Source organism: Dactylosporangium sp. CA-233914 (assembly GCF_050942935.1).
In the GTDB taxonomy this organism is placed as follows: Bacteria; Actinomycetota; Actinomycetes; order Mycobacteriales; family Micromonosporaceae; genus Dactylosporangium.
In genome coordinates this window covers 7,318,151-7,338,345 of record NZ_CP192030.1, presented here as the reverse complement: position 1 = coordinate 7,338,345, position 20,195 = coordinate 7,318,151, and the positions used below count along the sequence as shown (strand labels likewise).

At 72.9% G+C, this 20,195-nt stretch carries 15 protein-coding genes; 11 read left to right on the top strand and 4 right to left on the bottom strand.

Annotation, left to right across the window (positions count from 1 at the left end; translation table 11 throughout):
• Positions 1-20 precede the first annotated feature (20 nt).
• Positions 21-677 (bottom strand): TetR/AcrR family transcriptional regulator, encoded by a 657-nt coding sequence (locus tag ACQPY0_RS32920; RefSeq protein WP_432969253.1) that lies wholly within the window; start codon positions 675-677, stop codon positions 21-23.
• A 91-nt stretch (positions 678-768) separates the two neighbouring features.
• On the opposite strand from ACQPY0_RS32920, the gene ACQPY0_RS32915 reads away from it, so the two are divergent.
• The 7 genes from ACQPY0_RS32915 to ACQPY0_RS32885 all read left to right on the top strand — a co-directional run bounded on the left by ACQPY0_RS32915 (position 769) and on the right by ACQPY0_RS32885 (position 8,754).
• The gene (locus tag ACQPY0_RS32915) at positions 769-1,440 is read left to right on the top strand and encodes a DUF4386 domain-containing protein (RefSeq protein WP_432969250.1); all 672 of its coding nucleotides are present in this window, start codon (positions 769-771) and stop codon (positions 1,438-1,440) included.
• A gap of 27 nt (positions 1,441-1,467) precedes the next feature.
• Positions 1,468-3,216, top strand: coding sequence for a glycoside hydrolase family 5 protein (locus ACQPY0_RS32910; RefSeq protein ID WP_432969247.1), 1,749 nt, complete (start codon positions 1,468-1,470; stop codon positions 3,214-3,216).
• Between the two features lie 301 nt (positions 3,217-3,517).
• Entirely contained in the window at positions 3,518-5,098 is a 1,581-nt protein-coding gene (locus tag ACQPY0_RS32905) for a Na+/H+ antiporter (protein ID WP_432969244.1), read from the top strand.
• Between the two features lie 218 nt (positions 5,099-5,316).
• Positions 5,317-5,508: a hypothetical protein gene (locus ACQPY0_RS32900; protein ID WP_432969241.1), complete on the top strand. Its 192-nt coding sequence runs from the start codon at positions 5,317-5,319 to the stop codon at positions 5,506-5,508.
• On the top strand, positions 5,505-6,413 hold the full coding sequence (locus ACQPY0_RS32895) for an NAD-dependent epimerase/dehydratase family protein (RefSeq protein WP_432969238.1): 909 nt from the start codon (positions 5,505-5,507) through the stop codon (positions 6,411-6,413). The genes ACQPY0_RS32900 and ACQPY0_RS32895 overlap by 4 nt, the downstream gene beginning before the upstream one ends.
• 86 nt (positions 6,414-6,499) lie before the next feature.
• A complete protein-coding gene (locus ACQPY0_RS32890; protein ID WP_432969235.1) occupies positions 6,500-7,804 on the top strand; it encodes a nucleotide sugar dehydrogenase in 1,305 nt (434 codons plus the stop codon).
• Entirely contained in the window at positions 7,801-8,754 is a 954-nt protein-coding gene (locus ACQPY0_RS32885) for an NAD-dependent epimerase/dehydratase family protein (RefSeq protein ID WP_432969232.1), read from the top strand. Before ACQPY0_RS32890 ends, ACQPY0_RS32885 begins: the two co-directional genes overlap by 4 nt.
• A 21-nt stretch (positions 8,755-8,775) precedes the next feature.
• Here ACQPY0_RS32885 and ACQPY0_RS32880 read toward each other — a convergent pair whose 3' ends face one another.
• The gene (locus ACQPY0_RS32880) at positions 8,776-9,462 is read right to left on the bottom strand and encodes an aquaporin (protein ID WP_432969229.1); all 687 of its coding nucleotides are present in this window, start codon (positions 9,460-9,462) and stop codon (positions 8,776-8,778) included.
• A 46-nt stretch (positions 9,463-9,508) separates the two neighbouring features.
• On the bottom strand, positions 9,509-10,954 hold the full coding sequence (locus ACQPY0_RS32875) for a GAF domain-containing protein (RefSeq protein ID WP_432969226.1): 1,446 nt from the start codon (positions 10,952-10,954) through the stop codon (positions 9,509-9,511).
• Between the two features lie 442 nt (positions 10,955-11,396).
• Between ACQPY0_RS32875 and ACQPY0_RS32870 the strand changes: the two genes are divergently transcribed.
• The 3 genes from ACQPY0_RS32870 to ACQPY0_RS32860 all read left to right on the top strand — a co-directional run bounded on the left by ACQPY0_RS32870 (position 11,397) and on the right by ACQPY0_RS32860 (position 17,496).
• Positions 11,397-13,748, top strand: coding sequence for a LuxR C-terminal-related transcriptional regulator (locus ACQPY0_RS32870; RefSeq protein WP_432969223.1), 2,352 nt, complete (start codon positions 11,397-11,399; stop codon positions 13,746-13,748).
• Between the two features lie 107 nt (positions 13,749-13,855).
• Positions 13,856-16,513, top strand: coding sequence for a family 78 glycoside hydrolase catalytic domain (locus ACQPY0_RS32865; RefSeq protein ID WP_432969220.1), 2,658 nt, complete (start codon positions 13,856-13,858; stop codon positions 16,511-16,513).
• Between the two features lie 47 nt (positions 16,514-16,560).
• Positions 16,561-17,496, top strand: coding sequence for an alpha/beta hydrolase (locus ACQPY0_RS32860; RefSeq protein WP_432969217.1), 936 nt, complete (start codon positions 16,561-16,563; stop codon positions 17,494-17,496).
• A gap of 7 nt (positions 17,497-17,503) precedes the next feature.
• On the opposite strand, the gene ACQPY0_RS32855 is transcribed toward ACQPY0_RS32860, so the two are convergent.
• Positions 17,504-18,202, bottom strand: coding sequence for a lysostaphin resistance A-like protein (locus ACQPY0_RS32855; protein ID WP_432969214.1), 699 nt, complete (start codon positions 18,200-18,202; stop codon positions 17,504-17,506).
• 294 nt (positions 18,203-18,496) lie between these two features.
• On the opposite strand from ACQPY0_RS32855, the gene ACQPY0_RS32850 reads away from it, so the two are divergent.
• Positions 18,497-20,059, top strand: a complete 1,563-nt coding sequence (locus ACQPY0_RS32850) for an alpha-L-arabinofuranosidase B (protein ID WP_432969211.1) — start codon at positions 18,497-18,499, stop codon at positions 20,057-20,059.
• The last annotated feature ends 136 nt before the right edge of the window (positions 20,060-20,195 follow it).

The window sequence follows — 20,195 nt, the reverse complement described above, 5'->3', positions numbered from 1 at the left end:
GGGTGATCTGCGAGGTCTCGTCACAGGCGGCTCGCCAGGCCGTCGAGGATCAGCTCCAGGCCGAAGGCGAACTGGTCGCCGAAGTCGTAGCCGGGCTTCGTGATGTGCTCGGTGGCCATCTCGACCAGGTGCGGGTAGGCGCCCGGCGGGAAGTGCTCCATGATGGCCTCGGCCACATTGCCGGCGCTCTGCCCGCCGTCGTCGAAGGGCAGCGCCGCCTCCTGGACCGCGAAGCCGTAGATGTAGCTGTCCAGCAGCGCGTACGCGTGCGCGGTCAGCTCGACCGAGAAGCCGGCCGCACGCAGGCAGCCCAGGACCGCGTCGTGGTGGCGCAGGGTCGCCGGGCCCGGCGCGGACCGCGACTCCATCAGCCCGATCGCCCACGAGTGCCGGCGCAGCACCCGGCGCGCCGACTCGGCCCGGCGGCGCAGCTGTGCCCGCCAGTCCCCGCCCGGCGCGGGCAGCTCGATCTCGGCGAACACCTCGTCGACGATGCCGTCGAGGATCTCGTCCTTGCCGGCGACGTGGTGGTACACGGACATCGGCTTGACGCCGAGCCGGTCGGCCAGCGATCGGATCGTCAGCGCCGCGATGCCGCCCGAGTCGGCGAGCTCGACCGCGCAGCGCAGCACCCGATCCCGGCTCAGCGGGGGTCCGTCGTGGATCCGTCTCGACATTCGTGGCTCCTCGGGGCTGTTGCCGATCGTACTAAGTACGGTACCGTCACCGTACTTAGTACGGTTACATCGCTCAGGAGGAGTGTTCGTCATGACCGTCTCCGCCCCGTCCCGCCCGGAGCTCGACGAGCGCGGGCGCACGGCCGCCCCGCGCGTGCTCGGCGGGCTGTTCCTGGCCGGGTTCCTCTGCTACGGCACCGGGTTCGCGCTGGTGACCTCGGTCGTCGGCGAGCCCGGCTTCCTGCCGTCCGTCGGCGCGCACCGCACGACGCTCACGGTCGGCGCCTTCCTCATGCTGCTCAACGTGTTCATCGACATCGGCAAGGGCGTGCTGTTCTTCCCGATCCTCGACCGGCGCGGCCGCCGCACGGCCCTGGCGTACCTGACGATGATGAGCGCCCAGGCGGTCCTGCTCGGCCTCGGCGTGTTCTTCCTGCTGATGGTCGTCCCGCTGCACGACCGCGGCGCCGACCCGATGTTCGGGGAGCTGGCGCTCGACGCCAACAACCTGGTGTACCAGATCGGGGAACTGCTGCTCGGCGTGGCCGGCGTCGCCCTGTGCGCGCTGCTGCTGCGCCACCGCCTGATTCCGCGTTACCTGGCCTGGTGGGGCGCCGCCGGCTACGTGCTCTTCGCCTGCGGTACCGTCGCCGAGCTCTTCGGCGTCCACGCCGGGCTGGCCCTGTCGATCCCGGGCGGCCTGTTCGAGGTGGCGCTGGGCATCTGGCTGCTGAGCCGATCCGCCCGGCGGCCGTTCGCGTAGGCGGCAATTTCAGCTACGATCATCGATATGCAGTCGGCCTTGCGGGTCCTGGTGGTCGGGGCGCTCGTGGCGAGCCTCGCGCCGCTCGTCGGTTTCGGTGCGCCCGTCGCCGCGCAGAACTCGTGGACACCGCCGCTGAGCACGCGCGGGCGGTACATCGTCGACGCCGACGGCCACCGGTTCAAGCTCAAGGCCGGCAACTGGCACGGCGCGAGCGGCACCTGGACCGGCTCCGGCGACCCGGAGGCGGACGCGAACCACCACGCCGGGGAGAACTCGGGGCGCGTCCCGCTGGGGCTGGACCGGGTGCCGCTGCCGGGGATCGTCGCCCAGTTCGCCGCGACCGGGATCAACAGCGTCCGGCTGCCGTTCTCCAACGAGATGCTGCACGACCAGCGCCCGGTGACCGACGCGGCGGTGGCCGCCAACCCGGGGCTGCGCGGGCTGACGCCGCTGCAGGTGTACGACGCCGCCGTCGCCGCGCTCACCGGCGCCGGGCTCGCGGTGATCCTCAACAACCACACCAACACGACCCGCTGGTGCTGCGGCGTCGACGGCAACGAGCGGTGGAACGCGAGCCAGTCCGAGGACACCTGGCAGTCCGACTGGCTGTTCATGGTGCGGCGGTACCGCGACAATCCCCGCGTCGTCGGCGCCGACCTGTACAACGAGGTCCGCCGCTCCGTCTGGGACGACCCGAACTGGGGCCTGGGGGACAGTCACGACTGGCTCGCCGCGGCCCAGCGCCTCGGCGACCGCATCCTCGCCGAGGCCAATCCCGACCTGCTCGTCATCGTCGAGGGGATCAACTGGACCGGCATCCCCGTCGACGGGTTCGCGCACGGGCGGCCCACCCTGGAACCGGCCCGCACCCTGTCGCCGACCCTGGTGCGCTCCGGCAAGCTCGTGCTCTCCGCCCACTTCTACGACTACACCGGGCCGCACCACAGCGGCGCGACCGGCATCGGCGAGACCAGCGACCCCCGCTACCGCGACCTGAGCCGCGACGAGCTGTTCGCGACGCTCAACCAGCAGGCCTTCTACGTCGCCGACGAGGCCGCCCGGCACTACACGGCCCCGCTGTGGGTCAGCGAGTTCGGCATCGGCCGGTTCGGCACCGATACCAAAGGCCGGGCCTGGTTCGCGAACTTCGTCGACTACCTCGTCGCGCACGACACCGACTTCGCGTACTGGCCGCTGGCCGGCTGGCAGGACAACGGCTCCGGCAACGGCTGGGCGCTGCTGAGCTGGGACCGGGCCGGGCACCTGCTCGGCATCGACGACGGCGCCGACTGGCGGGCCGCGGACTGGCACCGGCTCGTGAACGCGCCCGGCCGGACCGGCGTCGTCGACCCCGTCCCGCGCTGGTCGATGCTCGCCCCCGACCACGGCGACTTCGTACAGTCGCTGCGGATGCGGGCACTGCCGGACCGGGACTCGGGCGCGCGCAAGGCCGCCTGCCCCGACGGGCAGCGGCTGATCGGCCTCGCGCACGACGGCAACCGCGGCCTGTGCACCGACGCCGGGCCAATGCCGTCGTGGCCGGCCGGCGCCACCCATCGGGTCGTCACCGACGAGCGCTACGTCAGCCCGGACTGGGCGGGCGGATACACCAAGCTGCAGTGCCCCGACGGGTCGTTCCTCGTCGGATACGCCGTGCGCGGCGCGACGGTCTCCAGTGCCCTGTGCGCCCCGGCGGCGGCCGCGCTCCCGCCGGGCGGCCGGACGGTGTGGTTCGACCGGGGCGACAACGCGCCCCGGCGGGCCCGGCGGTGACTTCGCCACCGGGCACTACAAGGGGCAGTGCGGCGAGGGTGAGTACGCGGCGGGCATCGCCTTCACGCGCCGGATCGGCTCGAACGGGGCCCCGGCCGCGTTGTACTGCCGCTTCTTGTAGCGCCGGTCCGGCCCTCAGCCGGCGGGGCCGCCGCATCAAGAGCCGCTGGCTCTCGGCCCGCATCATGGTCGTCGGCCACCCGGTCTTCTGGTCTGCGGCCGGCCGAGCCCGGCACCGGTGGCGTGCCGGAAGGATGAGGTCGGCGTGATATCGCCGCGGCGACCGGGGTAGCCCGACGGTGTGAACGGCGTCGGTTTCCTGATGGTCGTCATCTGCGCCGTGGCGCTCACGGCGCTGGCCAACCGGCGCGGCTGGCCGGGCCCGCTGGTGGTGGTGGCGGTCGCGTCGGCCGTGTCGTTCATTCCGGGGCTGCCGCGCATGGAGCTGCCCGCGCAGCTGATCCTGGCCGTCGTGCTGCCGCCGCTGCTGTACTCCGCGGCGCTGGAGCTGTCGTTCGTGAGCTTCCGGCGCGACCTGCGGCCGATCCTCTCGCTCGGGGTGGGCCTGGTCGTGTTCACCGCGGTCGCGGTCGGCTTCGCGGCCTGGGGCATCGTGCCGTCGCTGAGCGCCGGGGGCGCGTTCGTCCTCGGCGCGGTGCTGGCCCCGTCCGACGCGGTCGCCGCGGTGACGCTGGGCCGCCGGGTCGGGTTACCGAACCGGCTGATGACGATCCTGACGGGGGAGAGCCTGGTCAATGACGCCGTCGCGCTGGTCGCGTTCCAGCTGGCGGTCGCCGCGTACGCCGGCTACCGGCCGTTCATCGCCCAGCCGGCGCTGCTGGCCTGCTACAGCGTGGTGGTCGGCATCGGCGTGGGGCTCGTCGCGGCGGTGGTCGTGCACCAGATCCGGCCGCGGCTGCACGACCCGGCGCTGGAGACGGTGCTGGGCGCGATCGTGCCGTTCGCCGCGTACCTCGCCGCGGACCAGGCGCACGCCTCGGGCGTGCTGGCCGTCGTCGCCGCCGGGTTCTGGATCGGCCACCACAACGCCGACGCGGCCTTCGCCACCCGGCTGCAGAGCCGCCAGGTGTGGCGCACCACGGATCTGCTGCTGGAGGCGTTCGTCTTCGCCTACATGGGCCTGCAGGTCCGCACCATCCTGGACGCGGCGGTCGGCGAGGGCGCCGGCCCGGCCATGCTGGTCCTGGCCGTCGGCGTGGTGCTGCTCGTCGTGGTCCTGGCCCGTCCGCTGTGGGTCTTCACGCCCATGCTCCTCGTCGTACCGCGGCGGATATCGTGGCGGGCGGCCACGGTAGTGTCGTGGTCCGGCATGCGCGGCGTGGTGACGCTCGCGGCCGCGGCCGCCGTTCCCGCCACCACCATCGCCGGCGCACCGACGCCGGACCGCAACCTGATCCAGGCCATCGCGCTGCTGGTCGCCGTGCTCACGATCCTGCTGCAGGGGGCCACGCTGCGGCCGCTGGTCCGGGCGCTGCGCGTCTCCGACGCCGCCGAACGCCGCCGCGCCGATGCCGACCTGTCCCGGGCGCTGCGGGTGGCGCGTAAGGCCGCGCACGAGGTCACCGCCCGCGCCGCCGCGTCCGGCAACGCTGTCGAGGCGGCCACGCTCGCGCTGATCGAGCGGCGGATCGCGCACGTGCTCACCGCCGCCCCGCACCGCCTCGCCGGTCTGCAGGAGACCGCGCCCGCCGCGGAGCAGCCCGCGCACGAACTCGTCCAGCAGATCCTGGCCCACCAGCGCCGGGCCCTGATCCGCGAGCGCAACCGCGGCCGCCTCGACGACGAGGTGCTGCGCGCCGTGCTGCAGCAGCTGGACTACGAGGAGGCCGCGGCCTGCACCGACCTGCGCACCCGGCTCTGAGCGTGCCAGGTGCCCGCGCGCCCGGCGCCGGGTGGGAGCCCTGGCCGACGGCCAGCAGGGCCACCCGCGATGTCATGCTTCGCACGCCCCGCGCTCCGACCGGTTGCTCGTAGCATCGGCTCGTTCCACCAACGTTCTCCGCCGGCGCGCCGTCGCGCTTCCCGGCGGTGGCCTCGTGCGCCCGTCTCGCCGTACGGCCGATCCGAACCGGAGCTTCCATGGCAATGATCAGGACCCTCTGCGCCGCGTCCCTCGGCGTCCTCGGCTGCACCCAGAAGCCGGCGTACCGCCGCCGCGTCTCGATGGGCGTCTACGTGTCGCGCCGGCCGGAGCAGTACGACGAGGCCGCCCGGCGCTTCGGCGGGCTCGAGGTGGCGCTGCTGCCCGCGCGGGGCGGAGCGGCGGCATGAACCGGCTGCGGGTCCTGCTCTTCGGCGCGTCCGGATTCCTCGGCGCGGGCGTGCGCACGGCGCTGGCCGCCGACCCGCGGGTGGCCGCGCTCACCTGCCCGTCGCGCTCCCGCCACGACCTCGTCACCGACGGCGTCGCGAACCTGACGGCGCTGGTGCGCCAGGCGCGCCCGGACGTGGTCGTCAACTGCACGGGACGGCTCACGGGCACGGCCCTGGACCTGCTCGAGGCCAACACGGTGGCGACCGCCCGGCTCGTCGAGGCCGTCACGGCCGCGGCACCGGGGGCGCGGCTGGTCCGGCTCGGCTCGGCGGCGGAGTACGGCCCTGTCGCCCGCGGCGCCGGCGTCAGCGAGGAGCACCCGTGCGCGCCGGTCGGCGAGTACGGCACGACCCATCTCGCCGCGACCCGCCTGCTGCAGCTGGCCACCGCGGCCGGCCACGTCGACGGGGTGACCCTGCGGGTGTTCAACCCGGTCGGCGCGGGCCTGCACCGCGACAACCTGCTGGGCCGGGCCGCGGTGCTCATCCGCGACGCGGTGGCCGGCGCGGCGGGCGAAGTACTGCTCGGGCCGCTCGGCGCGTACCGCGACTTCGTCGACGTCCGCGACGTCGCCGCGGCCGTTCTCGCCGCCGTCACCGCGGAGGGCCGGGGCGCCGGGGTCGTCAACATCGGCAGCGGGCAGGCCGTGTCGGCCCGCGACGCCGTGCGCTGCCTCGCCGACGCCGCCGGGTACGGCGGCGCGATCGTCGAGCCGGGCCGCGGCCCGGCCCGCCCGGCCGGCGTCGACTGGATCCGGGCCGACGTCGGCCGGGCCGAGGCCGTGCTCGGCTGGGTGCCCACCCACACGCTGGCGGAGTCGGTCAAGGCGATCTGGGCCGGGCTCGAGGACGCCGAGCGGTGATCGGCTCGCGGGCCCGGGTGCCGACCGCGCTCGCCGCCGCGCTGGCGTCCGTCTCACCACATCGACATCAACGGAAGGATCGTCACATGACCCGCAGCATCGGCGTGATCGGGATGGGCTACGTCGGCCTGACGCTCACCGCCGCCCTGGCCCGCAAGGGGTTCACCGTCCACGGCGTGGACGTCCAGCCGTCGGTCGTCGACGCACTCAACCGCGGCCGGCCGCACATCTACGAGCCCGGCGTCGCCGAGACCCTGGCCGAGTACGGCGGCCGGACGGTGCACATCGACACGGCGTTGCCGCGCGGCGTGCTCGACGCGGCCGTCATCTGCGTCTCGACGCCGGTCGACGAGCACACCCGCCGCCCCGACCTGACCAACCTCGCCGCCGCGGCCCGGCAGGTGGCCGAGGCGTGCGCGCCCGGCACCCTCGTCGTGGTGCGCAGCACCGTGCCGGTCGGCGCGAGCCGCCGGGTTGTCCTGCCGCCGCTGCGCTCGGCGTGGGGCGAGGTCCGGCTCGTGATGGCGCCCGAGCGCACGATCCGGGGCCAGGCGCTGCTCGAGCTCGTCGAGCTGCCGCAGATCGTCGGGGGCCTCGACCAGCCGAGCCTGGCCGCCGGGCTCGACCTGTTCGGCGAGCTGGCCCAGCGGCTCGTCCCCGTCTCCGGCCTGGAGACCGCCGAGCTGGCGAAGCTGGCGAACAACTGCCACACCGACCTCATCCACGCCTACGGCAACGAGGTGGCGCTCATCGCCGAGCAGCACCGCCTCGACCCGCTCGAGGTGATCCGCGCGGCCAACGTCGACTATCCGCGCCCCGACCTCGCCCGGCCCGGTTACGTCGGCGGCGGCTGCCTGTCCAAGGACCCGTACATCATGCTCAGCGGCGCCGGTGCCCGGCCGCCGTTCCTGGTCGAGCCGGCCCGGCGGCTCAACGAGTTCCTGCCGGTCCACGTGGCCCGTACCGTCGTCGAGCTCATCCGCCAGGAGCGCGGTGCGACCCAGGGCGCGCGGCTGGCCGTGCTCGGCTGGGCGTACCAGGGGTGGCCGCCCACCGACGACATGCGCGGCACCCCGATCGCCGCGATGATGCCGGTCTTCTCCGAGGCGGGGCTCACCGTGCTCGGCCACGACCCGCTGGTGCCCGACGCCGTCGTCCGGCAGTACGGCGGCGAGCCCGTCAGCATCGACAAGGCCTTCAGCGACACCGACGCCGTGCTCGTCGTCAACGACCACCCCGACTACCGGGCGATCCTGCCGGGCGCCGTGCTCGGCGCCGGCCGCCCGGCCGTCGTCTTCGACTCGTGGCGCATCCTCGACGAGGACGCGCTGACCGCCGCCGGCGTGCGCTACGCCGGCATCGGATATCTCCCGCGGGGGGCGGCGGTATGAAGACGCTGCTGCTCGGCGGGGCGGGCTTCATCGGCCTGCACCTGGCCCGCCGGCTGGTCGACGACGGTCACGAGGTGTCCATCGTGGACGACTTCTCCCGCGGCCGCAACGACGCCGAGCTCGCCGGGCTGGCCCGCGATCCGCGCCTCGGCGTCCAGCACGGCGACCTCACCGACCCGGCGACGTGGCGGGTGCTGCCGCACGGATGGGACCGGATCTACCTGCTGGCCGCCGTCGTCGGCGTGCGCAACGTCGAGGCCGACCCGGCCCGGGTGGTACGCGTCAACAGCCTCGCCGCGCTGCACCTGCTTGACTGGCTCGTCCCCGGCGAGCGGGTCTTCTTCGCCTCGACCAGCGAGGTCTACGCCGGCGCCCTCGACGCCGGGATCGCGCGGGTGCCGACCGGCGAGTCCGTCCCGGTCACCGTCGGCGACATCACGGCGCCCCGCTACGCCTACGCGGTGAGCAAGCTGCTCGGCGAGGCCGCCCTCATCCACGGCGCCCGGGCGAAGGGCTTCCGGGTCGTCGTGGGCCGGTTCCACAACGTCTACGGGCCGCGGATGGGCACCGACCACGCCGTGCCGGAGATGACGGTGCGCGCGCTGCGCGGCGAGCGCCCGTTCCGGGTGCCCGGCGCCGAGCAGACCCGGGCCTTCTGTTACGTCGACGACGCCGTCGAGGCGACGGTCCGCCTGATGGACTGCCCGCGGGCGGCCGGCCGCATCGTCCACATCGGCGACGACACCGCCGAGACCGGCATCGCCGACCTGGCCAAGCTGATCCTGCGCCTCACCGGCTCCGACGCCGACATCGAGCCGGCCGCCGGCGCGCCCGGTTCGGTCACCCGGCGCTGCCCCGACCTGACCCTGCTGCGGGCGCTGACCGGCTACCAGCCGACCGTCCCGCTGGAGGAGGGCGTGCGGCGCACCGTCGAGTGGTACCGCGGATGAGCCACTATGTCGCGGGCCGCGTCACGGCGCGGCCCCGGCGGTCTTCACGCTCTCCCGCCGGGGCCGGGCGAGCGCCTCGTCGGGGTTGAGCGCCAGGAACGCCATGCCCGCCCCGGCCCCGGCGAGCAGCTGCACGATGAGGTACAGCAGGGTGACGTACCACGGCAGCAGCCCCATCGCCGTGAGCCCGAGGGTGACGGCGGGGTTGAACGCCGCCCCGGAGATCCGCCCGACCGCGATCCCGCCCGCGGCGACGGTGAACCCGATCGCCAGCCCGTAGAACGAGGCGTTCGGGTTGCTCCGGCTGGTGGCCACGTTGAGCATGACGTAGGCTAGGGCGAAGGTGAACAGCAGCTCGACGAGCAGCGCCGCGGCGAGGGCGCGCCCCTGCGGGCTCAGCGTTCGCGTCCGGGCCGGGTTCACCGCCCAGAGCGCCACCGCCGCCCCGATGATGCCGCCGAGGATCTGCGCCGCCCAGTAGGCGACGGCGTCGGGCCGCCCCAGCCGGCGCCGCACGAGCGCGGCAAGGGTCAGGGACGGGTTGTAGAGGCCACCCGACACGTGGGCCCCGGCGTAGACCATCACCATGAGCACGGCGCCGATCGCGACCGGGGCGAGCGCGGAGCCGGACAGCACGCTCGTGCCGACGGTGAGCATCAGGAAGAACGCTCCGATGAACTCGGTCACGTAAGCCGCGTACCTGTGCATGCCGCGTCTCTTCCCCGCCCCGCCGGGCTTAGACACCCCGGCGGGGTCAGGCGGCGAGCTGGGCGAACAGGCGCCGGGCCCCGAGGAGAACGGAGTGGCGGCGGGCGAGCAGCCGCGGCTCCCTCGACACCGGTGGGCGGGCCGCGACGTCGGCGGCGCACAGCAGCAGGTTGACGGCGAACGGCTCGACGATGTCGGCCTCGGCGGCGCGCCGGCAGACGGCGAGGCGGGCCGGTGCGTCGGGGGCTGCGAGGGCGAGGGTCGCCAGGTCGATCCCGGCGACGTACATCCCGGCGTCGCCGAATCCGGTCAGGGCGAGCCGTCCGGAGGGCAGCCGGATGACGTCGGACGGGGTGAGGTGGCCGTGGGCGAAGGCACGGTCGGCGCCGCAGCCGCGCAGCAGCGTGTCGAGCCGGTCGGCGTCGTCGGCCGTGAGATGCCCGGTGCGCGCGTGGCGGGCGATCCAGGCGCCGTAGTCGACGCTCCACCGCCGGGCCTCGGCCGGGCTGGGCCGCCAGACGGACAGCAGCGCGCCCAGCCGCTGCGCCGCGCTCCAGTCCGAGGCGTCGATGGCGGGCGGGGAGTCGGTGCCGTGCTGCAGCGGCTCGCCGACCGGGCGGCTGACGACGAGCATCTGCTCGTCGTGCCAGCGGTGCTCCTCGACGGTCACCCACGGCGGCGTGCGGGTGAACGCCTGCGCGACCTCGACCCGGCGGCGGAACCGGCGCACGGCGGCCGGCTCGTCGGTGGTACGGATGATCGCCGTTGCCGGTTCGCCGCTCCACCGGCCGGTCACGACGACCTCCGCGGACCCGGCACGCGTGGGCGGCCGGCCGTCCAGGGTCAGCGCCGCCGGAAGCTCCCGCGGCGTCCACAGCGGGCGGATGCGGCCGTGGCCGGGCGGCGGCCGCTCACCCGGCAGCGCCGCGGCGGGTGCACGGGCATCGGCGGCCGGCGGGGCGGCGGCGCTGAGCTCCAGCAGCTTGCGGCCGCAGCGGGCGGCGAGACGGTCCAGGCCGGCCAGTTCCGGTTCGGTCCACGCGCGCGGCTCGGCGTCGATGGCGCACACCGCGCCCAGGACATGGCCGTCGCGGCCGCGCACCGGGGCGCCCGCGTACGCGGTGACCCCGAGGTCGCGGATCGCATCGCTGGTGTGCAGCACCGGGTCGCGGCGTACGTCGGCGATCGCCAGGATCGCGCCGGCCCCGACGACGTACTGGCCGATCGAGAGGGTGAGCGGGGTCTCCCGGCGCTGTTGCCACGGCTGCGGCAGGCCGACCGAGCCGGGAAGGATCTCGCGGTGGCGCTCGACGAGCACCAGCAGGACGATCGGAACCCCCATGGCGTGTCTGGCCAGCTGCACGAGCTCGTCGAACCAGGGGTGCGGACCCGCCCGCAGACCGGTGGCGGACACGGCCCACAGCCGGCCGGCGTCGCGCACGGCCGCGGCGGCACGGAGCACGTCGATCGCGGCACCCGGCAGGTCACGCATGTCACGCTCACGGTCGCATCGGTTCAGATGTTTACCTGTCTGGTTTATCGAGCCTCCGTCCGCGCCGCCATCGGCCACGTGGTCGCGATCCGCCGTGTCCGGCCGTCCGTCCCCGACGAACAGCACGGCGTACCCGTCCGCCGTGAGGGTGAGACCCGGCATGTATCCATCGATCAGACAGACAATGTTGCCCGCGCGTCCATCGGCGGGCGCCAATCCGGTAATAATCGCCGCAACCGGCGCAAGCGGTGGACAGGCGACGGATCGTGCTGCATTGTCGGCGTGACGGCCTGTAGCCATATCGTTTCGCTCAGGCACGGGCCGCCGCGGATCGCGGTCGAGGGTGGGAGACCGAGGCGATGGACCGCACATCCCTGCACCGCCGTGTGAGCAGCATGGGCAGCCGTCGCCGCTGGGATCGCCGTGTCCCGGTTCCGCCGTCATGACAGCCGGGCTGCCCGGAGCGCCCGGTGGGCGCCCGCCGCTGCGCCGTCCCCGCCTCGCCTCCGCGCTCGACACCGGGCTCGACGTCAGGCGCCGCAGGCCGATCGCGGCCGTCTACGGCCCGGCGGGCGCCGGCAAGACCACGGCGCTGCTGGACTGGCTCGCCCGGCTGCCGCGTCCCGCCGCGGTGCTCTACCTGGAGGTGGCCGAGGCGAACACCGCGCACGTGCGATCCTCGCCCGGCTGGGCCGGGGCCCGTGTCGCCGGAGCCGGCCGGGCGACCCCGGCGTGGCTGGGCGTCGAGCGCCCGGCCGGCTCGGCGCGGATACCGCTACAGGAGATCGCCGGTTTCATCGCCGGGCTGAGCGGCACCACGACGACGGACCAGCCGCCGATCGTCGTCGTCGACGGCATCGAGCGTGCCACCAACGCGCGCGCCCTGCGCGGGCTCCTCGGCTCGCTGACGGCCTTGGACCCGGCAGACCGGGGCGGCCGGCCACGCGCGCGGCTCGTCGTCTCCGGCCGGTCGCAGCGCCAGCTCGACGCCGTCGAGGACATCGCGCCGAGCGTGACCACGGTGCTCAGCCCGGACGAGCTGCGGCTGACCAGCGGCGAAACCGCCCAGCTGTGCGCACAGCGCGGCCTGGAGCTCGAACCGGACGCACTGCGCCGCCTCTATGCGATCACCGGGGGCTGGGCCGCCGGGCTGTCGGTCGTCATCGACACACTGCAGTACGACCGGCACGACCCGCACCACCAGCTGGACGAGGCGTTGCGCACCGGGGCGGGCCTCGACGCCTACGTACGCAACGAGGTGCTGGCCGGCTTCCCCCGGGACGCCCGCGACGCGCTGCAGGCGGCCAGCATCCTCGCCTCCTTCGACGCCGAGCTGTTCACCGCCGTCACCGGCGTGCCCGACAGCCACGCGCTGCTGGACGCCCTCGCCGAACACGAGCGCTGCCTCGTCGAGCTCGCCGGCGGGTCCGGCTGGTACCGCATTCCCCGGCTGTGGCGCGCCGCCCTGCACTTCGGCCTGTCCACCACCGCCCCCGACCGCGTCCGCGACCTGCACCGCGCCGCGGCCACCTGGTACACCGAGCACGGCCAGCCGGACGAGGGTCGATCCCACGCCGCCGAGGCGCTCGGCGAGGGCCCCACCGGCCGGCTCGCCGCCGCGCCCCACCCGCCAGAGCGAAGATCGGATCCGCGCCCCGGCCCGGCGCTGACCGACGCCGCGCTCGCCCGGGCCTGGCTCGCGTTGCGGGCGGGCGAGCCCGGCGTGGCCCGGCGCCATCTGCTGGCGGCACCGACCGGCACGGCGGCGGCCCGGATCGAGGCCCTGGCGGACTGCCTCGCCGGACGCCTGCACGCGGCCGCCCGTACCGCGGCCGGCATCCAGGCCACCCTGCACCGCCAGGGCACCGCCGACTCCGGGGACGAGGGATGGGCGCTGCTCACCCTGGCCGCGGTCGCCGTGCTGCGCGGACACGCCGAGCAGGCCCACCGCCGCCTCGACGAACTGCTGGTCCAGAACTGGCCACCCGAGCCGAGCCTGCAGGCCGGCGCGGTCTTCCACCGGCTGCAGATCGAGTCCCAGACGGGCCACGTCGGCGTCGCCCTCACCGAGCTGGAGCGGCTCATCGCCGAGGAGGCCGACACCCTCGTCCTGCCGGCCTGGGCACCGCGCGCGCTGCGAATCGACCTGTTGCTCGGCAACGGCCTGCTGCACGACGCCCAGCGCCGGCTGGACTCCGACGCCGCCCGCTTCCCGCCCGTCGTCGCCGCGATCACCGCCGCGAAACTCGTGGTCGCCGGCCCCGCCACCCAACCGCCGGCCGGCGCCGTCGAACGCCTGCTGCACCCGTTCCTCGACGACCACCCACCGTGCCTGGCCCAGGCGGTCGAGCTGCAGCTGCTGCTCGCGACCGCCGCCCGCCAGTCGGGCGACACCCGGAGGGCCGACCGCTGCACCCACCGGGCCATCGCGCTGGCCCGCCCCGAGGAGCTGCGCAGCCCGTTCATCACCACACGCCTCATCGACCGCCAGCACCGCACCGGTACACCCAGCGGTGCGCCATCGCACTCCGCGACGCCCGCAGTCACCGGCGATGCACCGCCGGACCCGCCCGCCACGGCCCACTCCCACCCGGACAACACGGCGACCCTGACGGAGGCCGAGGCCGGCGTCCTGCACATGCTGGTCGGCTTCCTCACGGTCGCCGAGATCGCCGAGACCCTGCACCTGTCCCCGAACACGGTGAAGACCCACCTCACGGCGATCTACGGCAAGCTGGGCGTGCACCGCCGCCGAGACGCCATCCGCCGCGCCCGCGACCTGGGTCTGCTCTGACCCTGCTGGGCCCTGGTGAATGCGCCGGGGCTGATGATCGCGGCGGCGCATGTATTATCCAAAGTGAAATACATGCGTCGGCCCCCTCGACGGAGACGGAACCTCTCATGCCTTCAGTTCTGACCGATCTACGCACCGACGGACAGCGTGAACCGCTCGGCATCGGGTCCGATGCGCCGGAGTTCAGCTGGCGAGTCGCGTCTGCGAACGCGTCGCCGCAAGATGCGTGGGAGATCGAGGTCTCGACGAGCGCCGAGTTCGCCGGCGGCGACATTGTCTGGGCCAGCGGACAGGTTCGCGGCAGCTCGCCGTTCGGCGTGCGATACGCAGGTGCCGGTCTCGGGTCGGCCTCGGTCTATCACTGGCGGGTGAGGGTGTGGACCGCCAAGGAATCCGAGCCTTCGCCGTGGATCGCGAGCCGATTCGAAACCGGTCTGCTGAAGGACGACGATTGGAAGGCCGCCTGGGTCGGGGGCCCCGCGCGAGGAGCAAAGGACCCGGCGACGACGCTCTACCTTCGGGGTACCGCGCTCATCGACTCGGAAGTCGTCCGAGCCCGCGCCTACGTTTCATCCCTCGGATGGCATCGGCTGCTGCTCAACGGCGAGGATCTGACCGGCCCCGCTCTCGTCCCGCGCTGGACCGCCTTCGATGAGGAGGTCGAGTACGTCGCATACGACGTCACGCACGCCCTCGCAACCGGCCCGAACGTGATCGGGATGGTGGTGGGCGACGGGCGCTTCCGCGGATCCAACGGATTCGAGAACCACACACGTATCTACGGTGACCGCCTCGCCGGGCTCCTGCACATTGTCGCCGAGCTCGCCGACGGTACCGAGCAGATCATTGTCACGGACGGCTCGTGGAGCGCGGGGACGGGGCGCATCAAGGAGTCTGACCCGAAGCGAGGCGAGCGCGCCGACCTGCGCGTGCCCGAGGACTGGGCGCGGGTTCCCGAGCTGCCGTCCGGCTTCGCTCGGGTCGAAGTCCTGACGCACCCCCGCCGGCTCGTGGCCGAGAGTGTCGGGCGTGTCCGTCAGGTCGATGAGCTCGTCCCGGTAGCGATCTCGCGCACGAAGGACGGCGCGCAGGTCGTGGACTTCGGACAGAACTTCGCGGGAGTCGTACGGATTCGGCTGCGGGGTTCGATCGGGACCGAGGTGACCCTCACGCACACCGAGGTCCTCAAACCCGACGGAACCCCGGACCTCGACTACATCCACATCGTGCCGTGGGGTCGTTGGTACCAGCGGGACGTGGCCGTGCTCGGCGGGGATGACGTCTTGTGGCAGCCCTGGTTCACGATTCACGGCTTCCGATACGTCGAGGTCCGCGGTCTCGTCGCCGACCTCGAGCCCGACGAGGTGCGCGGCATCGTCATGTCGAGCGATCTGGAACAGGCGGGTGAGTTCGAGAGCTCCGATCCGCGCCTCAACCGGCTCTGGAAGAACGTCGAGTGGTCGCTGCGCTCCAACTTCATGGACACGCCGACCGACTGTCCGACACGCGAGCGGTCGGGATGGACCGGTGACATCCAGGTATTCGCGCCCACGGCGACCTTGTTCGTCGATGCGCAGTGGTACCTGCGCCGATACCTGCACAACCTCGCCGTTGAGCAAGGCACCGACGGCACTGTCCCGGCCGTGATTCCTTCGGGTTTCTCGCAGTTCTCGGGAGGACCCCGCGGACGACTCGCGTCCGCGGGGACGGCCGCTGGTTGGGGGGATGCCAGTGTCCTTGTGCCCTGGACGCTCTACCAGTACTACGGTGACAAGCGGGTGCTGGAGGACCAGTACGAGTCGATGGTCGCTTGGGTCCAGTCGAGTAAGCGCCTGGCGCGCGAGTCGACGAGCCGGGCGCGACGCGGCGCCGCACGACGAGACCCGGAGACCGAGAGCCACATCATCGACGGCGGGTTCCAGTTCGGCGAGTGGCTCCGCCCGGGTGAGAACGCCATTCTCTCCTCGATAGACGCCCGGCGCCGGGGCGCCGTCGTGGCGACTGCATACTTTGAGCGCTCCGCCCGCGTGCTCTCGCAGGTGGCGAGCGTGCTCGGCCGGGACAGCGACCATGTGCAGTACCTGGCACTCGCGGACCGGGTGCGGCGGGCCTGGCGCTCGGCCTTCCTCGGCGCGGACGGCCGCATCGGAACCGACCGTCAGGACGACTATGTGCGGGCGCTGGCTTTCGGGCTCCTCGACGACTCGGAGCGTCGCGCTGCTGCCGCTCGGCTCGTCAGCCTGATCAAGAAGGCCGGGGGCCACCTCGGCACCGGCTTCCTCTCCACCCCCATGCTGCTCGGCACACTCGTCGACACCGGGCATGCGGATGTCGCGTGGGACCTGCTGCTCACGACCTCCAGCCCTTCGTGGCTGTACCAGGTCGAGCACGGCGCCACGACGGTCTGGGAGACGTGGGAGGGCTACACCAAGTCCGGCAAAGCCAAGATGAGCCACAACCACTACGCATTCGGCTCCGTCGCGCGCTTCCTCATTGAGCGGCTCGCGGGGCTCTCACCGGCGGAGCCGGGCTATCAGGCCATCACGGTGAACCCAATGGTTGGCGGCGGGCTCACCTTCGTGCGGTCCTCGGTGCAGACCGTGTTCGGCCGCGCGGCGAGTGCATGGCGGATGGACGGCGACGACGTCGAGTACACCGTCACCGTGCCGCCCGGGACAACCGCGCGATTCCAGCCCGTAGGGCACGAGCGGGCCGAAACCCTCGGCCCGGGAACCCATACGCTGCGGCGCGCCCGCGAGGCGTGAAACGGCGACCTCCAGTTCACTCGGGATCGAAAGACACGATGATGGCGATGACGCGCAAGGATGCGATCGCAGCGCTCAACCCCGACTTCCTGGTTCCCGGGGTGGCTCGGCCCCTCCACGTCCGAGGACGGCTCACGCTCTGGCTCATCCGCAGGTTCAACAAGAGGAAGACGAGCACCCGGCCCGGGGTCACATCCGAGCGCAAGGAGATTCCCGGCGCACACGGACTCCGGGTCGTCGTCCACCGGCCTGACGGCCGGGAGGCGCCGACCGGAGCGTTGTTGTGGATCTTCGGCGGCGGGCTCATCTCGGGATCCGCGGAGCACGTGAACGACGTCGCGTCGACATTCGCCGCGGAACTGGGAATCGTCGTGGTCGTACCCGACTACCGCCTCGCCCCCGAGCACCCCTACCCTGCGGCGATAGACGACAACTTCGCCGCCCTCACCTGGCTCGCAGAAAATGTTGAGGACCTCGGCGTCGACGCCGACCGGATCATCGTGGGAGGCGAGAGCGCGGGAGCGGGCCTCGCCGCAGCGCTCGCTCAGCGCGCCCGGGATGCGGGAATATCCCTTCGTCTTCAGGTGATGATCGCCCCGATGCTGGACGACAGGTCGGTCATCCGTGCGGAGGAAAACGGAGAGTACTACCTTCTCTGGACCGTTCCATCGAATCGCTACGCCTGGATGAGGTATCTCGGTCACGCCCCGGGCGAGGAGGAGGTACGCCCCTATGCCGTGCCCGCGCGACGCGAGGATCTCCGGGGCCTCGCCCCGGCCTGGATCAGCGTCGGAGAGTCCGACCACTTCTACGCCGAGGCGGTCGACTACGCTCGCCGGCTCAGCGAGGCCGGTGTCCGCGCGGAGATCTGCACGATTCCTGGTGCGCACCACGGCTGGGAGCTCTTGACTCCTGAACACCCGGAAGTCCTACGTGTCCAATCGGAGCGACTGGCTGCGATGCGATCAGCTCTCTGGGACTGACGAAGCCTCAGGCGAGGATCGGGGGCAGGGCGAACAGCATCACCATCGACCACGTGACGTGGGTCAGCATCGGGGCCAGGATGCCCCCCGACGCGCGGCGCTGCAGGCCCAGCACCGTGCCGAGCACCGCCGCGGCGAAGGCCAGCAGCGGGTTGGCCGTGGCGAGCGTGGCCAGAGTGTAGACGAGCGTGGAGATCGCGACCGGGTGGCGGCGGCCGATGGCGGCGAACAGCGCACCCCGGAAGAAGACCTCCTCGGCCAGGCCGTTGCCGAGCGTGACGGCCGTGATCAGGGCGATCTCGCCGTAGCGGGCGTGGTCGAGGACTCGGCCGGCGTAGTCGCGCAGCGGGGGGATGCGCTGCACGACGAGCGCGCCGGCGATGAAGACGGCGCCGACGAGCAGGCCGGTGACCACCGGCGTGACGACGGGGCGGCGCAGGGTGTCGCGGTAGGCGATGCGGCCCAGGTGCAGCGGCCCGGACAGCAGGCTGCCGGCGATCCAGGTCGCGGCGACGGCGAGGGTCGTCGGGTAGAACAGCGGGTCGCCGGGGCGGATCGCCAGCGACCAGCCCAGCAGAACGGCGCCGGCGACCAGGGTCACGGCGACGACGACGCGGCGGCGCAGCCGCGCGGCCGGCGACACCGCCCGCTCGGCCGTGGCAGGATGGACGAACGCCGCCCTCGCCAGGTCGTGCAGGGCCCTCACGCCGGGCCCGGGCCGAGGGCTTCGCGGCGGCGCGCGCCGGCGGACCCGGAGGCGCCGGTCACCAGCACGGTCATGCTCACCCTTCGGTCATACCCTACGCGGGTCCCGCCATGTACGGTTCACGGCCGGCCCGAGGCCGCCCCGTACGTGCGAAAACTGCCCGTTGCGCGGCGGGGGAGGCTCGGCTATGTTAGCGCTCACATCAACGGTGTTCCATGGCAGGCAGTCCCGGGACACGCCCGCGTGTGAGCGCCGACAACACTCCGTCCCGCCAAACGGAAGAGGTTGGAACACATGGCAGAACACCTGCGGTCCCGGCGTCTGCGGGCGGCCGCGCTGGCCGTCGCCACCGCCGGAGCCCTCGTCACGAGTGTCCTCGTGGACGCCGGGACGTCGCAGGCGGCGACGTCGCAGCCCTGCGACATCTACGCCGCCGGCGGCACCCCCTGCGTCGCCGCCCACAGCACCACCCGTGCGCTGTACGGCTCGTACAGCGGCCCGCTCTACCAGGTCCGCCGCGCCTCCGACAACGCCACCCAGGACATCGCGCCGGTCAGCGCCGGCAGCTACGCCAACGCGGCCACCCAGGACAGCTTCTGCGCGAACACGTCGTGCGTGATCACGATCATCTACGACCAGAGCGGGCGCAACAACCGCCTCACCCAGGCCCCGCCCGGCGGCTTCAACGGCCCCGCGGCCGGTGGCTACGACAACCTCGCCAACGCCACCGCGGCGCCCGTGACGATCGGCGGGCACAAGGTGTACGGCGTGTTCGTCGCCCCCGGCACCGGCTACCGCAACAACAACACCAACGGCATCGCCACCGGCGACCAGCCCGAGGGCATGTACGCCATCTTCGACGGCACCCACTACAACGCCGGCTGCTGCTTCGACTACGGCAACGCCGAGCGCAACAGCCGCGACAACGGCAACGGCACGATGGAGGCCATCTACTTCGGCAACATCAAGGCCTGGGGCTACGGCGCCGGCAACGGCCCGTGGATCATGGCCGACCTCGAGAACGGTCTCTTCTCGGGCGTCAACGCCGGCTACAACGCGGGTGACCCGAGCATCAGCCACCGGTTCGTGACCGCGATCGTCAAGGGCGAGCCGAACCACTGGTCGATCCGCGGCGGCAACTCGCAGTCCGGCAGCCTGTCCACCTTCTACAACGGGGCCCGGCCCAACGTGTCCGGCTACAACCCGATGAAGAAGGAGGGCGCGATCATCCTCGGCATCGGCGGCGACAACAGCAACAGCTCCGCCGGCACCTTCTACGAGGGCGTCATGACCTCGGGCTACCCGAGCGACGCGACCGAGAACTCCGTCCAGGCCAACATCGTCGCCGCGAACTACAACACCTCGGGCCAGGGCACCGGCACCACGCTGACGCCCGGCCAGACGATCTCGCTGCGGGCGACGACGGCCTGCTGCGCCACGCGGTACATCAACCACTCCGGCAGCGCCGTGAACACCGCGGTGGTGAGCGCCTCCAGCTCCGCCACCGACAAGGCCAACGCCTCCTGGATCGTGCGGGCCGGCCTGGGCGGCGGCTCCTGCTACTCCTTCGAGTCCAGCAACACGTCCGGGCAGTACCTGCGCCACCAGAACTACCAGATCTCGCTGCAGGCCAATGACGGCAGCGCCCTGTTCGCCCAGGACGCGACGTTCTGCGCCGAGGCCGGCAAGAACGGCCAGGGCAACTCGCTGCGGTCGCTGAACTTCTCCACGCGCTACATCCGGCACTACAACAACAACGTCTACATCGCCAGCAACGGCGGCTCGAACACCTTCGACGCCACCGGCCTGTGGTCCGACGACGTCAGCTGGGTGGTCACCGCCCCCTGGACGCCGTAACCGCAGCTCAGCGCCGGCCGCCCCACCCGGGGCGGCCGGCGACCGGGTTCTCGACGAGTGCCTCACCGGCCTCGTGGCGCACGGCCTCGAGGGTCCACTGTGGACGGCTGCCCGGCCGCGCAGCGGGGTCTTCGAC